The organism is Mesorhizobium sp. CNPSo 4688, from assembly GCF_057784295.1.
In genome coordinates, this window is sequence record NZ_JBWLUY010000021.1 from 23,143 (window position 1) to 35,952 (window position 12,810).

Here is a 12,810-nt window from a genome sequence, read left to right on the forward strand (position 1 = left end):
TCAAGGCCGCAGCCGGCGAAACCGGCTGCGGCCTTGTTTCTTTAGCAGCCGGTACCCGGCGCGGCTGGTGCAGGCGACGCCTTCGCGGCTAGGGTGCGGGCGTTTCCTAACCCGAAAGGCCGGTGCATGAGCAATCCCTATCCCGAGATCTATCTGGTACGTCACGGCGAGACCGAATGGAGCGCGTCGGGAAAGCACACGGGCCGCACCGACATCCCGTTGACGGCGGCGGGCGAGGCCGCGGCCCGAGCCGTTGCGGACCGGCTCAAGGGCCTGTCCTTCCAGGCGGTGTGGTCGAGCCCGTCGCAGCGCGCCTTCAACACCTGCACGCTTGCCGGCTTCGGCGCTGCTGCGGTGAAGAAGGACGATCTGCAGGAATGGGACTATGGCGCCTATGAGGGCGTGAAGACCAAAGAGATTCTGGCCGAGCGCCCCGGCTGGCAATTGTTTCGCGACGGCTGTCCCGGCGGCGAGTCCGCCGCGGATGTCGGCGCCAGAGCCGACACGATCATCGCCGGGCTGCGCGCCATCGAGGGCAGCGTGCTGGTGTTTTCGAGCTCGCATTTCCTCAGAGTACTGGCAGCACGCTGGCTCGGCCTGCCGCCCGAGGGCGGCGCGCATTTCGTACTCGACACCGCCAGCATCAGCATCCTCGGCTACGAGCACGACCTGACCGAGCCCGTCATCCGCAAGTGGAACCAGAAATAGTTTTTGCTGGACTTCTTTCCGGCAGAGCCAAGGCCCCCTCATCCGGCCGCTTCGCGGCCACCTTCTCCCCGTGGGGAGAACAGGCAAGCGTCGGCGCCTGCCCCTCTTCTCCCCTCGGGGAGAGGTCGGATTGCCCCGAATTGCCCTTCGCAATTCGGTTGGCAATCCGGGTGAGGGGGTTACGGCGCTCTCGTAGCCGAAAGCAGCGCCAGCTCCTCGGCGGTAAGATGCCGCGCCTGACCCTTGGCGAGCTCGCCGAGATGCAACGCGCCGATCGCCACCCTGACCAGCCTCAGCACCTCGACATCGAAAGCGCCGAGCAGGCGGCGGATCTGCCGGTTGCGGCCCTCGTCGAGCACGATTTCCAGCCACGCAGTGCGGCCGCCGCTGCGCAGCAGATCGATCGAGCTTGCGGTCAGCAGTTCCCCGTCGACATCAGCGCCTTTGCGAAACCGCGCCAGCATCGCCTCGTCGGGCGCGGCGCCGATCTGCACGTGATAGGTCTTGGCGACATGCGATGCCGGATCGAGCAGGCCATTGGCCCAATGCGTGTCGTTGCTCATCAGCAACAGGCCTTCGCTGGCCTTGTCGAGGCGCCCGACCGGCGACACGAAAGGCAGGTCGAGCCCGGTGAGGCAGTCATAAACGGTGCCGCGCCCCTCGGGGTCGTCGCGGGTGGTGACCAGTCCGCGCGGCTTGTTGATCATCAGATAGACCTTTGCCCCGGCAGCGATGCGCGCGCCGTCGACGGCAATGTGGTCACGATTGAGATCGACGCGAAGCGACGGATCGCGCACCACCTTGCCGCCGACCCGCACGCGCCCTTCGGCGATCAGCAGCTCGGCCTGCTTGCGCGAACACAGGCCAAGCTTGGAAAGCGCCCGGTTCAGGCTGACGCCTGCGCCCGGGGCCGGTTGTCGGTTAATATTGGATGGCTGTGCCATGATCCTGTTTGCATCACAATAAGCGGCAGCGACAGATGGCACGCGGCACCTTGGTGGCGCAACATGCTGGACAGAAGCCGAGCTCTCCAACTCAGGGGCGTCGGGCTCAGCGCCGGCAATGGAACGCGGCCTCGCGAAAGACGTTGTTGCTGACGAGCGAACTGTCGCGAAGGGCATTGGTATGAAGAAAATCTATGAAAAACCGACGCTCGTGAAGCGAGGCAGGCTCACCAGGCTGACGGCCCAGATTGTCGCCTCCGGGGTCATTTTGGGAGAGTGATTTCCGATCGAACTGCAGGCAGGAGAACAATTCAATGAGCGAGCGCGGCGTTGATTTTATGCAAGGCTGGATACACGAGCACCTGCCGGGTGAACTGCCTGCCGACAAGGCAACAGCTCGAATCCTGACCACGCTGGCAGCCCTGGATGCTCGGCATTCAGGCCTTGAGGTCAGCGAGATCGAAGAGGATTTCGGTTCGCTGGAACAGGTGATTTTCGAGGCGCTCGATCAGCCCGACATCTTAGTCCATCGCAGACAAATACCAGCCCATCGCCTTCTTGGCGGTGGGCTTTTCTATGATTGCCTCCGTGAGGGCGCAGCCCTATGCGGCACGCATCGATAGCGCTGCCCGGGCTGGCGGCAATTCGAATACAGTGGCGCCGTTCTCCTGGCCGCGCTCGACATAACCGATGACGCGGAACCATTTGGCGACGTCGGCCCGCTGCAGCCAGCTGCGCGAGTGGATGGGAAGGTTGCCGGCGAGCGCCTGGACATGGCGGATGTGACGACGACAGAAGCGGACCGTCGCGGCGCTGAAAAAACCCTCCTGCGCGGCAAACAGCGTGTCCGCAGCGTCGCTGTTCTCGTGCCAGGCGATGATAGCCACCGTCTTGTCGCCCTCGACCAGCGCGTGAGCGCGGCCTTCCTTCAAATTCATCATCAGATTGTCGTAGGCGGCCTTGATGTCCTTGCCGGCGGCCGCATACTCGTCCGACATACGCGTGGACAAATCCCGAAAAACACTTTCGAGATCGCCGATCGTAGCTGCGCGTGCTCGCATTTCTCCTCCTGCAGCCCCGGCAGATAGTTTGCCCTAGGAAGAGGGGATTACCAAGCAAATCAAATCCGCAATCTGGCCCCTGTGCGCAAAGTGATTTCGGCAAGCGGGTTTTTGTGTTGGCAAATCGTGCCTGTGGAACCGAACTGGCTCTCCCGAATTGACTTGCGGTCGCGTTCGGGAGGGAAAACATGCAAGACCAGCGTTCGATGAGCCGGTTCGCGTCGCGCTCGGCAGGTCCAGAAACACGATCTACAAGGTGGAGCGTGTTGCCCAGGCCGCCGACATCCTCATCAACCGGTGGCCGGTGAAGACAGGCCGCTATCACGTCGCCGCCCGCAAAGCCTGCCTTGGCGCTCTCGAAGGCCTGAAAGAGGCCCGCTACGCCCGCGCCGCCTTCGTCAATGCGGCGATCGAGGCCGATATACTGGTTGAGCGCGATGCCTAGAGCGGCCCGTTGCTTTTCATCGCCGCTTCGTTTGCCGTAACGTAGAGTTGGCAGTCCGGTCCGGAGCCTTCCATGTGCAACGATTATGAACAGCATATTCTCTGGGCTGAATATTGCCGGATGCTGGAGTCGTTGGCACTCGAGATCCCCACCCACCAAACCGAACTCGACCTGCCGCAGGCGGACGACATCCACATCAATGATCCGGCCCCGATAATGCGCGCCGCGGGCGACACCGGCGTTGTTGAACTGGTTTCGATGACGTTCGGATTTCCACCGGCCGGACCAAAGGGCGGACCGGTGTTCAATTTCCGCTCCGAAGGTCGGCAATTCGGGAGCAGCAAACGCTGTCTCGTACCGGCGTCCGCCTTCTTCGAATTCACCGGCACCAAATATCCGAAGGCGAAGCATCGCTTCACCCTCAACGGCTCTCCGTTCATGGCCATCGCAGGGCTTTGGCGTGAAGCCGTCGGCAACAAGCCGCCAACCTTCACCATGCTGACGACCGAGCCTGGACCCGATATCGCGCCCTATCACAATCGGCAGGTCGTGGTCCTTCAACCTGAAAATTGGTCCGCCTGGCTCAATCTGACAAAGTCCGAAGCCGAACTGTTACAGCCGCTGCCGGCCGGCTCGCTGGGCGTGGAGACCGTGCGCGCCGGCAGTTCATAGTTCGGTTGCGCAGGCGCACCGGCATTCAGCGGCCCGAGATCCGGAATCCGCCTGCCGCCGACAAGAGGTCACGCACCTGATTTCTTCGGAGAAAGAGATGGTGCCCAGAGGCGGATTCGAACCACCGACACGCGGATTTTCAGTCCGCTGCTCTACCAACTGAGCTATCTGGGCCTCGCCGGCAAACGAGATATCGTTGGCCGGATTTCAGGAAAGCACCGTGGGCGCCCCTTGAAAGCGCGTGGGTTATAGCACGGGAATCCGGCCTGTCCAGCGCCTAAGCGCCATTTTCCGGGGCAATTGTCGCGGATAGGTGACGGGGCTCGATAGGCGTCGGCAAAGCAGCAATCGCGCAAGGTCGGCCAAGTGAAATTGCCGACATTGGTGCCGCCCCTCATCCGCCTGCCGGCACCTTCTCCCCGTGAACGGGGCGAAGGGGATTGGCCGCAACGTCGGCGCTTATGCCCTACTTTGGCTCGTCGCTCTCCTCCTCATCATCACGCGCGGTGATGACATAGGCGCCCTTCAGCCAACGGTTGAGGTCGATGTCCTTGCAGCGCGTCGAGCAGAAGGGATAGGTCTCGCGCGCCGACGGCTTGCCGCATTCGGGGCAGGGGCGCTTCGGGCGCAGCGGGGTGACCTTGTCGTCCAGGCTCATGGCCGCGCGGTGTGCCAGTTGGTGTGGACCTTGAAGCCTTCGCCGGAAAGCAGCGCCACCGTCTCGTAGAGCGGCAGGCCGACGATGTTGGTGTAGGAGCCGACCAGCTTGACGACGAAGGAGCCGGCGAGACCCTGCACGGCATAGCCGCCGGCCTTGCCGCGCCATTCGCCCGACGCGACATAGGCGTCGATCTCCTCGCGCGGCAGTCGCTTGAAGCGAACCCTGGATTCAACCAGCCTTTGGCGCAGTTTGCCGCCCGGCGTGATTAGGCAGATGCCGGAATAGACCCGGTGCGAACGGCCCGACAACAGCCCAAGGCAATTGGCGGCGTCATCCAGCGTCTCTGCCTTGGGCAGGATGCGGCGCCCGACCGCGACCACCGTATCGGCGGCCAGCACGAAGCCCGGCGCATAGTCTTCCTCACTTTTCAGCGAAGCCAGCGCCTTCTCGGCTTTTTCCGTCGACAGCCGCTTGGCCAGCGAGCGCGGATGCTCGGCGCGCAGCGGCGTCTCGTCGACATCGGCCGGCAGCACGCGGTCCGGCTCGATGCCGGCCTGCTGCAACAACTCGATCCGGCGCGGTGAACCCGAGGCAAGCACCAGCTTCTGCAAACTGCTCATCGCGGTCCGGATCTAATTCTTACTTGAAACGATAGGTGATGCGGCCCTTGGTCAGGTCATAGGGCGTCATTTCGACCAGGACCTTGTCGCCGGTCAGCACGCGGATGCGGTTCTTGCGCATGCGGCCGGCCGTATGGGCGATGATCTCGTGTTCGTTTTCGAGCTTCACCCTGAACATCGCATTCGGCAACAATTCCGTCACGACACCCGGAAACTCGAGGACTTCTTCCTTCGGCATTCGATACCTTTGCTTGGATTGCAGTTCCGGCGTCCTGGAGTGCCCAGGCGGGAATTTCGGCGGAACCTATATGATAATCGTCCGCTTGTGAACACGCTTAGATCGCGTCATATGCGACGCGATCTAAGCTTTTGTTATGCATGTCGTTATCTCAAAACCGGGACCACTTTTGAGCGACATGGATTAATCCGCCGCGTTTTTCGCCTCTGGGAGCAGAAAACGCCGGCTTATACGCGTTTTCAGCCGCTCGCGGACGTCGCGGTAGCTGGCCATGATCTGCTCGCGCCTGCCCCCGACATCGGTCGGGTCCGGCATCGGCCAGTATTCAACGTCGACGGCAAGCGAGCGGGTGAGTTCGAGCGCTGCATGGTGCGCTTCCGGCGCCAGCGTAACGATCAGGTCGAAATAGTCGTCCTCGAGATCCTCCATTGCTCTCGGCTGGCGCTCGCCCAGCGTCAGCCCTTCTTCGGCCAGCACCGCATCGACAAACGGGTCGCGCTCGCCCCTGTGCACGCCGGCAGAGGCAACGAAAGTGGTCGGCGGCAGCATGCGCCGCGCCAGCTGCTCGGCCATCGGCGAGCGCACGGCGTTCATGCCGCACAAAAACAGGATGGAGCGGGGCAGCGCGGCCACTAGAGCATGATCCCGAAAAGTGGGAACCGGTTTTCTCGGACAAAACGGGAATAGTTTTGTCCCGAGATCATGCTCCAACAAAGAGTCAGATCGGGATGGCCATTCAACGAAACGTCATCCTGATCTAACCCCGCCAGTGCAGCACACAGACCAGCGTGAAAAGCCGCCGCGCCGTGTCGAAGTCGATGTCGATCTTGCCGGCAAGCCGGTCCATCAGCGTCTGCGAGCCTTCATTGTGCAGGCCGCGCCGGCCCATGTCGATCGCCTCGATATGGCTAGGCGTCGACGAGCGGATGGCGTCGTAATAGCTTTCGCAGATCAGGTAATAGTCTTTGACGATGCGTTTGAGCGGCGTCAGCGACAGGATGTGGGTGACGACGGCCGCACCGTCCTCGCGGGCGACCGCAAACACCAGCCGGGATTCGGCCAGCGACAGCTTCAGCCGGTAAGGCCCGGCGCCGTCGTCATTGACCGGCTGAAAGCTGTTTTCCTCGATCAGGTCGAAGATCGCCACCGCGCGCTCATGTTCGACGTCGGGCGTCGAACGGCCGATCGATTCGTCGAGTTCGACGTCGATCAGTCTTGCGCGGATTGGATCGCCGTCCGCCATGTCCGCCTACATGTTCAGCCGGATGGCGACGGAGCGGCCATGCGCGTCGAGGCCTTCTGCCTTGGCCAGCGCGATCGCCGCCGGCGCAAGTGCTCTCAGTTGCTCTGGCCCGAGCTTCAGGATCGAGGTGCGCTTGACGAAATCGAGCACCGACAGGCCAGACGAGAAGCGCGCCGAGCGCGCCGTCGGCAGAACGTGGTTGGAGCCGCCGACATAGTCGCCGATAACTTCGGGCGTATGGCGGCCCAGAAACACCGCACCTGCATTGCGCATCCTGGCGAGAAAACCTTCGGCGTCGTCGATGGCCAACTCGACATGTTCGGCGGCGATGCGGTCGACCAGCGGCAGCGAGGCCTCGATTGTGTCCACCAGGATCACCGCGCCGAAATCGCGCCAGCTGGCTGCAGCCGTCTCTGCGCGCGGCAAACTTTGCAGCTGGCGCTCAACCGCCTGTTCGACGGCTTTGCCAAACGCGGGATCGTCGGTGATCAGGATCGATTGCGCCGACACGTCATGCTCGGCTTGGGCCAGAAGGTCGGCGGCAATCCAGTCGGGATCGTTGCTGCCGTCGGCCACCACCAGCACCTCCGACGGGCCGGCGATCATGTCGATGCCAACCGTGCCGAACACCTGGCGCTTGGCCGCGGCGACATAGGCATTGCCGGGTCCAACGATCTTGGCGACCGGCTTGATTGTTTCGGTGCCATGGGCAAGCGCCGCGATCGCCTGTGCACCACCGACGCGGTAGATTTCCGCGACGCCTGAAATGTCGGCCGCCACCAGCACCAGCGGGTTGATGACGCCGCCCGGCGCCGGGACCACGATGACGATGCGCTCGACGCCCCCCACCTTGGCCGGTACGGCGTTCATCAGCACCGAGCTTGGATAGCTGGCTGTGCCGCCCGGCACATAGAGCCCGACCGCCTCGATCGCCGTCCAGCGCGAGCCCAATTCGACGCCGGCGGCATCGGTATAGCGGTCGTCCCTGGGCATTTGACGTTCGTGATGGGATCGGATGCGGTCACGGGCGAATTTCAGCGCCTCGACCGTCTGCGGATCGGCTTGCTTGTAGGCCTGAGCAATGTCGTCCCTGGAGACGGCGATGCCGAGCTGGCTCAAATCGGCCTTGTCGAACTTCCGGGAATAGTCGATCAGCGCCGCGTCGCCTTCAGCGCGCACGCGGGCGATGATGGCGCGCACGGCGGTGTCGACGTCCTCCGAGACTTCCCGCTTGGTGGTCAGGAAGGCGGCGAAGCGCTGCTCGAAATCGGCATCGGACTGTCGGAGCGTGATAGCCATGGGCTGCGTCTAGATCATGATGAGAGTTGGTTGAAATCTCACCATGATCTAACCCTTTGTTGGAGCATGATCTCTGGACAAAACGATTCCCGTTTTGTCCGACAAAAACCGGTACCCATTTCTTGGGATCATGCTTTAGCCCCTGTGCACCGGACGCGAGGTGGCTTCCCAGGCGCCGCTTATATCGGCAAGCCGCGCCTCGATGCACTCGACGTCGAGCATGATCGTGCCGCCGCCCGAAAAGACCAGTTCGACGATGCCGGCGGGCTTGCTGATCTCGACGAAGCTGATCGCCAGCAGCGACAGCACCTCAGCCGGTCGGTCGCGGGCGATGCCGTTGGTCTTGGCGCCGAGCACGCGATCGAAATGCAGCACCGCCTGGCGCCGTTCATTGTGCTGTCTGAACAGGCCGGACTTCGCCTCCCAGACGAAGCGGTTCATGGTCAGCAGGAAACGCTTGGCCGAAGGCAAATATTCGAGGTCCGAGACCTTCATCACGGCGTCCTGGACGTGGGCCGAGACGATGCTCAGATCCTGATCGTCGAGCGCAATGAGTTTGAGGGCTGCCATGCCGAATGCACACCTGAAAGTTGGTTTCAGCCCTCTGTTAGGCGGTCTTTCCGGTCCGTGCAACCGCGGCCCGGGGCTGGCGCCTCGGGTTTAAGGTGTCATCGGGGAATGAAGGCAGCACCAGACTCCTGTTTGTCTGGAATAACTGCCGCGCAGTTAAGCCGAAATCCGCTCGATCACCGCGCCGCACTTGGACAGCTTTTCTTCCAGCCGCTCAAAACCGCGGTCGAGGTGGTAGACGCGGTTGACCGTGGTCTCGCCTTCGGCAGCAAGGCCTGCGATGACCAGCGACACCGAGGCGCGCAGATCGGTCGCCATGACAGGCGCGCCCTTCAGCTTGGCGACGCCGTCGACGATCGCCGTCTGGCCCGACAGCGTGATGTGGGCGCCGAGGCGGGCCAGTTCCTGCACATGCATGAAGCGGTTTTCGAAGATGGTCTCGGTGATGCGCGACTTGCCCTTGGCCATGGTCATCAGGCCCATGAACTGTGCCTGCAGGTCAGTCGGGAAGGCCGGGAAGGGCGCCGTCGTGACGTCGACCGGCGCAATGCCGGCACCGTTGCGCCGCACACGAATGCCGGAATTGGTCGGCGTGATCTCGGCGCCGGTCTGCGCAATCACGTCCAGCGCGGTCTGCAGCAGCTCGGGGCGGGCGCCTTCCAGCACCACGTCGCCGCCGGTCATGGCCACCGCCATGGCATAGGTGCCGGTCTCGATGCGGTCCGGGATGACGCGCACGCGCGCGCCTGACAGCGATTCGACGCCGTCAATGGTGATGGTCGGCGTGCCGGCGCCGGAGATCCTGGCGCCCATGGCGTTGAGGCATTCGGCGAGGTTGACGATTTCGGGCTCGCAGGCGGCGTTTTCCAGCACCGTCTCGCCCTTGGCCAGCGACGCCGCCATCATCAGCACATGGGTGGCGCCGACCGAGACTTTCGGGAACACGTAGCGGTTGCCGACAAGGCGGCCATTCTTGGTCTTGGCCAGCACATAGCCGGTGTCGACATCGATGTCGGCGCCCAGCGCCTGCAGGCCTTCGAGGAACAGATCGACCGGCCGCGTGCCGATGGCGCAACCGCCGGGCAGCGACACTTTCGCCTCGCCCATGCGGGCCAGCAGCGGGCCGATCACCCAGAACGACGCCCGCATCCTCGACACCAGCTCGTAAGGCGCGGTCGTATCGACGATGTTGCGGGCCGAGAAATTGATGGTGCGCGAATAGCCCTCATTCTGCTTTTCGCGGCGGCCGTTGACCGAATAATCGACGCCGTGATTGCCGAGGATGCGGATCAGCTGCTCGACATCGGCCAGATGCGGCACATTTTCCAGCGTCAGCGTGTCGTCGGTCAGCAGCGACGCGATCATCAGCGGCAGGGCTGCGTTTTTCGCGCCCGAAATCGGAATGCTTCCGGCGAGCTTGTTGCCGCCGACAATTCTGATGCGATCCATGAGAGAATGTCCCCTCGGCCCGAAAGGCCGGTTTTCGTCAGTTTGAGTATCGGCCCGTCTAGACCATTGGCCGGCTTGGTTCAAGAAATAGGATTTCCTGCCCCTTTGGCCAAGGTGGCGGGCCAGTGTGGCGGCTTTTGGTTAGTCCTTGTGCATTTTTTCAGCAGCCGCCAGGCCTTCCGGCCGCTGCTCGGCGTCGCCGGCGCGCTGCTGGTCGGCGTCGCCGGCGCGCTGCTTGTCAGCGTCGCCGTTGCGCCGTGAACGCGCCTGCGCCTTGCGCTTCATGAGATTGGCGCGCAGCTGCTCTGCCAGGCGGTCCTTGCGGTCCGTTCCGCTCTTTTTTGCCGGATCGGCCCTTTTCGGTGGAATTGTCTTGTCGTTCATCGTCCCGTCCCACCCGTGACTGGCAGGCTTGCCGTTCTGGGATAGCTAGCATTGTGGCGCGGCCATGTCAGCGAAACTTGTCTGGCAAAGCCTTTCACAGATGCCTTGCGCTTGTCGGTTCGATATGGCAGAAGCCCCGCCATCAGCGGCTGCGGTAGCTCAGTGGTAGAGCACTCCCTTGGTAAGGGAGAGGTCGAGAGTTCAATCCTCTCTCGCAGCACCAGCCTACCTCCTTGAAATTGTTGAAGTCATTGACACGCAACGGTTATTGTCCATTCTGACGTTACAAATACCGTAACAGATCGGGTGGAATTTATGACCGGCCGCGTTCGAAATCTCCTGAATCGAGACGGCCGCTATATCGAGACGGCCGCTATTTTGCGCGACTTGTCATTCTCAAAGAGCTGCGGCCGTATATCGGGAAGGCCGAATTGCGAAAAGCGCTCGGCCCTGACTACCGGACAGCCCTGAAGATGTTGCCAGGTGCTGTCGCCGTCCGACAGCACGAGATTGCGCTTGGCGAGCGCCGCGCCGTTGCCGCTGGCGAACAGTCGATTGCTGTCAGCCGCTATCCACTTCTTCCGCCGCAAATAGCCAGCCGAGACTATCAAATGCGGCCGGCCGACGATGCGCTGATCCGGGCGCAACATTATCAATATGCAGGCTTTGAGGTCGACTACGAGGGAGCTCGGCGCTTTCGCGATGGCTACTCGGGAAAGCTCCCCGATGATGAACTTGAACGGCTCGTCGGCGATCGCCTCGAAGAGTTCAAGTCTTCTGCCGATGCGTAGCTACCTCTCTCAGGTAAGATTCTAGTCCGGCAGTTGGGAGGCAGGATCGACATAGTGCGTTTGCACCGCCTCGCAGACCTGCTCAAACATCCATGTCAGGCCGGCATCTGCCATCACCGCTTTCTGGGCGATAACGCAGATCGGGACGTAGCCAGTGTCGAGCGGAAGGTCGACGCTGACCAGGCCGAGACGCGGACCCTGCCTCGCCGCCAGCACGGCCGGCACGGCGGCGATGAGGTCGGACTCGGCGACCGCTGCCAGCGCCATGGTGTAATTGGGCACCGTCAGCACAACACGTCTCGCTAGGCCGCACGCTTCCAGAGTTTCGTCGATCAGCCCCTTCCTTTCGCCGGTGAACGAGACCACCAAATGGCGCATAGTGCAGTAGCGTTCCAGCGTCGGTTCCTCGGCAAAGGGATGACCGGCGTGCATCACGATCACAAAACGCTCCTTGAGCATAGCGCGCCGGGTGAAGCGCGTCGGCACGTCGTCCAGCGGCGCGACGGCGATATCCACTAGGCCGGCGTCGATCTCGGCAAGCACCGGCCGCCAGGTCCGTTCGATAGGCCCGCCTTTGCGATAGGGCAGCATTTGCAGCACCGTGAGATCGATATTGGGCGCGGCCGTGGCCAGCTTTTCGACAAGTGGCGGCAGGAACACCGCCGAAAGCGCGTCGGCGGCGCTGATGGTGAAGCGCCGGTTCGACGTCTCCGGGCGGAAAGGCTCGACCGCCACAACCATTCGCCGGATCTGCGCCAAAATATTGGCGATAGGCTCGGCCACCTCCAGCGCGCGCGGCGTCGGCACGACGCCCTTCGGCGTCTTCAGGAAGAGCGGATCGTCGAGCAGTTTGCGCAGCCTGCGCAGCCCGTGGCTGATCGCCGAGGGAGACAGCCGGAGACGGTCGCCAGCTCTCCCGACATGGCGCTCCTGGAGCACCACCTCGAACAGTTTCAGCAAATTGAGATCGGCGCGCGATAGGTCTATTTCGTTCAGCATGATGCTGAATTGATATCATTGGATTCATCAGAACCCAAGCACGATACTGGCGCCACAAGGGTTCCAGACCCGTTGGAGCATCCATGCAAGAATCGGGTGGCGGGGCGCGACGCACTCTGATGGGATGGCTGATCGGCCGGGAACCGGGCTGGGGCTCGTCCGGCACCTCGGCGAGCGCTGGCTGACGGAGCAACCTTTTTCGGGTGAATTGAGCAGTGTCTCACCCGAAGCGGAGGAGGGGATAAGCGGCATGGCAAGATCATCCGCATACAAGCTCGATGCCGAGCAGGGCGAGCGGCTTCGCTTCAGCGGTGCCGATTTCGTGATCAAAGCCGCGGGCGACACCACCGGCGGCGCCTTCTCTATCATCGAGGAGATTGATCCGCTCGACACGCCCTTGCACAGGCACACCAACGAGGATGAGCTCTTCTACGTCATCGCGGGCGAGCATGTCTTCCGCTGCGGTGACCAGGAATTTCGCGTTGGTCCGGGCGGAATGATGTTCGCGCCGCGTGGTGTGCCGCATGCGCATAGGCGCGTCGTGCCGCGCACCGGCCGGTTTCTCACCATGACCTCGCCGGCCGGCTTCGAAGGCTTCTTCCGTGAGCTATCCGCCGCCGAGGCGAGCGGTGCCGTGATGCCCGAGGCATATGCGGCCGCGTCGCACAAATACAGGATCGACTGGCTATAGGAGATATCGTCATGACACTGGACGCGCTGATCGTC

19 protein-coding genes and 2 tRNA genes are annotated in these 12,810 nt (G+C 62.7%); 8 read left to right on the forward strand and 13 right to left on the reverse strand.

Translation table 11 applies throughout. The features are described 5' to 3' along the window. Window positions 1–126: 126 nt before the first annotated feature. Window positions 127–708, forward strand: a complete 582-nt coding sequence (locus AC04SH_RS29270) for a histidine phosphatase family protein (protein ID WP_488577614.1) — start codon at window positions 127–129, stop codon at window positions 706–708. A 179-nt stretch (window positions 709–887) separates the two neighbouring features. Here the strand turns inward: AC04SH_RS29270 and AC04SH_RS29275 are convergent, their stop codons facing one another. After that, window positions 888–1,652, reverse strand: a complete 765-nt coding sequence (locus tag AC04SH_RS29275) for a pseudouridine synthase (protein WP_488577615.1) — start codon at window positions 1,650–1,652, stop codon at window positions 888–890. 118 nt (window positions 1,653–1,770) lie between these two features. Between AC04SH_RS29275 and AC04SH_RS29280 the strand changes: the two genes are divergently transcribed. Both AC04SH_RS29280 and AC04SH_RS29285 read left to right on the forward strand, forming a co-directional pair. Then, complete coding sequence (locus tag AC04SH_RS29280) at window positions 1,771–1,932, forward strand: hypothetical protein (RefSeq protein WP_488577616.1); 162 nt, start codon at window positions 1,771–1,773, stop codon at window positions 1,930–1,932. A 34-nt stretch (window positions 1,933–1,966) separates the two neighbouring features. Further along, on the forward strand, window positions 1,967–2,275 hold the full coding sequence (locus AC04SH_RS29285) for a hypothetical protein (protein ID WP_488577617.1): 309 nt from the start codon (window positions 1,967–1,969) through the stop codon (window positions 2,273–2,275). On the opposite strand, the gene AC04SH_RS29290 is transcribed toward AC04SH_RS29285, so the two are convergent. Then, on the reverse strand, window positions 2,255–2,713 hold the full coding sequence (locus AC04SH_RS29290; protein WP_488577618.1) for a hypothetical protein: 459 nt from the start codon (window positions 2,711–2,713) through the stop codon (window positions 2,255–2,257). The genes AC04SH_RS29285 and AC04SH_RS29290 overlap by 21 nt on opposite strands. Before the next feature lie 256 nt (window positions 2,714–2,969). On the opposite strand from AC04SH_RS29290, the gene AC04SH_RS29295 reads away from it, so the two are divergent. After that, a complete protein-coding gene (locus tag AC04SH_RS29295; protein WP_488577619.1) occupies window positions 2,970–3,158 on the forward strand; it encodes a DUF982 domain-containing protein in 189 nt (62 codons plus the stop codon). A 72-nt stretch (window positions 3,159–3,230) separates the two neighbouring features. After that, window positions 3,231–3,830, forward strand: coding sequence for an SOS response-associated peptidase (locus AC04SH_RS29300; RefSeq protein WP_488577620.1), 600 nt, complete (start codon window positions 3,231–3,233; stop codon window positions 3,828–3,830). A gap of 98 nt (window positions 3,831–3,928) precedes the next feature. Here AC04SH_RS29300 and AC04SH_RS29305 read toward each other — a convergent pair. The 10 genes from AC04SH_RS29305 to AC04SH_RS29350 all read right to left on the reverse strand — a co-directional run bounded on the left by AC04SH_RS29305 (window position 3,929) and on the right by AC04SH_RS29350 (window position 10,294). Further along, a tRNA-Phe gene (locus AC04SH_RS29305) sits at window positions 3,929–4,004 on the reverse strand. 292 nt (window positions 4,005–4,296) lie between these two features. Then, on the reverse strand, window positions 4,297–4,488 hold the full coding sequence (gene yacG / locus AC04SH_RS29310; protein WP_436258269.1) for a DNA gyrase inhibitor YacG: 192 nt from the start codon (window positions 4,486–4,488) through the stop codon (window positions 4,297–4,299). Then, entirely contained in the window at window positions 4,485–5,111 is a 627-nt protein-coding gene (locus AC04SH_RS29315; protein WP_192252197.1) for a Maf-like protein, read from the reverse strand. The genes yacG and AC04SH_RS29315 overlap by 4 nt, the downstream gene beginning before the upstream one ends. A gap of 19 nt (window positions 5,112–5,130) precedes the next feature. Continuing rightward, window positions 5,131–5,349 (reverse strand): translation initiation factor IF-1, encoded by a 219-nt coding sequence (gene infA, locus AC04SH_RS29320; RefSeq protein ID WP_006200926.1) that lies wholly within the window; start codon window positions 5,347–5,349, stop codon window positions 5,131–5,133. A 183-nt stretch (window positions 5,350–5,532) separates the two neighbouring features. Then, the gene (locus AC04SH_RS29325; RefSeq protein ID WP_488577621.1) at window positions 5,533–5,982 is read right to left on the reverse strand and encodes an arsenate-mycothiol transferase ArsC; all 450 of its coding nucleotides are present in this window, start codon (window positions 5,980–5,982) and stop codon (window positions 5,533–5,535) included. 124 nt (window positions 5,983–6,106) lie between these two features. After that, a complete protein-coding gene (locus AC04SH_RS29330) occupies window positions 6,107–6,592 on the reverse strand; it encodes a UPF0262 family protein (protein WP_488577622.1) in 486 nt (161 codons plus the stop codon). A gap of 6 nt (window positions 6,593–6,598) precedes the next feature. Beyond that, window positions 6,599–7,891: a histidinol dehydrogenase gene (gene hisD / locus AC04SH_RS29335; RefSeq protein ID WP_488577623.1), complete on the reverse strand. Its 1,293-nt coding sequence runs from the start codon at window positions 7,889–7,891 to the stop codon at window positions 6,599–6,601. 135 nt (window positions 7,892–8,026) lie between these two features. Further along, the gene (locus tag AC04SH_RS29340) at window positions 8,027–8,461 is read right to left on the reverse strand and encodes a DUF2948 family protein (RefSeq protein ID WP_477237434.1); all 435 of its coding nucleotides are present in this window, start codon (window positions 8,459–8,461) and stop codon (window positions 8,027–8,029) included. A 156-nt stretch (window positions 8,462–8,617) separates the two neighbouring features. Then, complete coding sequence (gene murA / locus AC04SH_RS29345; protein WP_477237436.1) at window positions 8,618–9,910, reverse strand: UDP-N-acetylglucosamine 1-carboxyvinyltransferase; 1,293 nt, start codon at window positions 9,908–9,910, stop codon at window positions 8,618–8,620. Window positions 9,911–10,051: 141 nt separating this feature from the next. Then, a complete protein-coding gene (locus AC04SH_RS29350; RefSeq protein ID WP_477237438.1) occupies window positions 10,052–10,294 on the reverse strand; it encodes a hypothetical protein in 243 nt (80 codons plus the stop codon). A 148-nt stretch (window positions 10,295–10,442) separates the two neighbouring features. Between AC04SH_RS29350 and AC04SH_RS29355 the strand changes: the two genes are divergently transcribed. Together AC04SH_RS29355 and AC04SH_RS29360 are read left to right on the forward strand one after the other, a co-directional pair. Then, window positions 10,443–10,517 (forward strand) — tRNA-Thr (locus tag AC04SH_RS29355). 208 nt (window positions 10,518–10,725) lie between these two features. Further along, window positions 10,726–11,085 (forward strand): hypothetical protein, encoded by a 360-nt coding sequence (locus AC04SH_RS29360; protein WP_477237440.1) that lies wholly within the window; start codon window positions 10,726–10,728, stop codon window positions 11,083–11,085. A gap of 21 nt (window positions 11,086–11,106) precedes the next feature. Here AC04SH_RS29360 and AC04SH_RS29365 read toward each other — a convergent pair whose 3' ends face one another. Continuing rightward, on the reverse strand, window positions 11,107–12,084 hold the full coding sequence (locus AC04SH_RS29365) for a LysR family transcriptional regulator (protein ID WP_477237442.1): 978 nt from the start codon (window positions 12,082–12,084) through the stop codon (window positions 11,107–11,109). A 124-nt stretch (window positions 12,085–12,208) separates the two neighbouring features. Between AC04SH_RS29365 and AC04SH_RS29370 the strand changes: the two genes are divergently transcribed. Then, window positions 12,209–12,775: a cupin domain-containing protein gene (locus tag AC04SH_RS29370; RefSeq protein WP_477237444.1), complete on the forward strand. Its 567-nt coding sequence runs from the start codon at window positions 12,209–12,211 to the stop codon at window positions 12,773–12,775. The last annotated feature ends 35 nt before the right edge of the window (window positions 12,776–12,810 follow it).

Excerpts from the sequence above, each read along its gene's own strand:
- AC04SH_RS29270 (WP_488577614.1), top strand. The coding sequence starts at position 127 with ATGAGCAATCCCTATCCCGAGATCTATCTGGTACGTCACGGCGAGACC.
- AC04SH_RS29275 (WP_488577615.1), bottom strand. The coding sequence starts at position 1,652 with ATGGCACAGCCATCCAATATTAACCGACAACCGGCCCCGGGCGCAGGC.
- AC04SH_RS29280 (WP_488577616.1), top strand. The coding sequence starts at position 1,771 with ATGGAACGCGGCCTCGCGAAAGACGTTGTTGCTGACGAGCGAACTGTC.
- AC04SH_RS29285 (WP_488577617.1), top strand. The coding sequence starts at position 1,967 with ATGAGCGAGCGCGGCGTTGATTTTATGCAAGGCTGGATACACGAGCAC.
- AC04SH_RS29290 (WP_488577618.1), bottom strand. The coding sequence starts at position 2,713 with ATGCGAGCACGCGCAGCTACGATCGGCGATCTCGAAAGTGTTTTTCGG.
- AC04SH_RS29300 (WP_488577620.1), top strand. The coding sequence starts at position 3,231 with ATGTGCAACGATTATGAACAGCATATTCTCTGGGCTGAATATTGCCGG.
- yacG (WP_436258269.1), bottom strand. The coding sequence starts at position 4,488 with ATGAGCCTGGACGACAAGGTCACCCCGCTGCGCCCGAAGCGCCCCTGC.
- AC04SH_RS29315 (WP_192252197.1), bottom strand. The coding sequence starts at position 5,111 with ATGAGCAGTTTGCAGAAGCTGGTGCTTGCCTCGGGTTCACCGCGCCGG.
- infA (WP_006200926.1), bottom strand. The coding sequence starts at position 5,349 with ATGCCGAAGGAAGAAGTCCTCGAGTTTCCGGGTGTCGTGACGGAATTG.
- AC04SH_RS29330 (WP_488577622.1), bottom strand. The coding sequence starts at position 6,592 with ATGGCGGACGGCGATCCAATCCGCGCAAGACTGATCGACGTCGAACTC.
- hisD (WP_488577623.1), bottom strand. The coding sequence starts at position 7,891 with ATGGCTATCACGCTCCGACAGTCCGATGCCGATTTCGAGCAGCGCTTC.
- AC04SH_RS29340 (WP_477237434.1), bottom strand. The coding sequence starts at position 8,461 with ATGGCAGCCCTCAAACTCATTGCGCTCGACGATCAGGATCTGAGCATC.
- murA (WP_477237436.1), bottom strand. The coding sequence starts at position 9,910 with ATGGATCGCATCAGAATTGTCGGCGGCAACAAGCTCGCCGGAAGCATT.
- AC04SH_RS29350 (WP_477237438.1), bottom strand. The coding sequence starts at position 10,294 with ATGAACGACAAGACAATTCCACCGAAAAGGGCCGATCCGGCAAAAAAG.
- AC04SH_RS29365 (WP_477237442.1), bottom strand. The coding sequence starts at position 12,084 with ATGCTGAACGAAATAGACCTATCGCGCGCCGATCTCAATTTGCTGAAA.
- AC04SH_RS29370 (WP_477237444.1), top strand. The coding sequence starts at position 12,209 with ATGGCTGATCGGCCGGGAACCGGGCTGGGGCTCGTCCGGCACCTCGGC.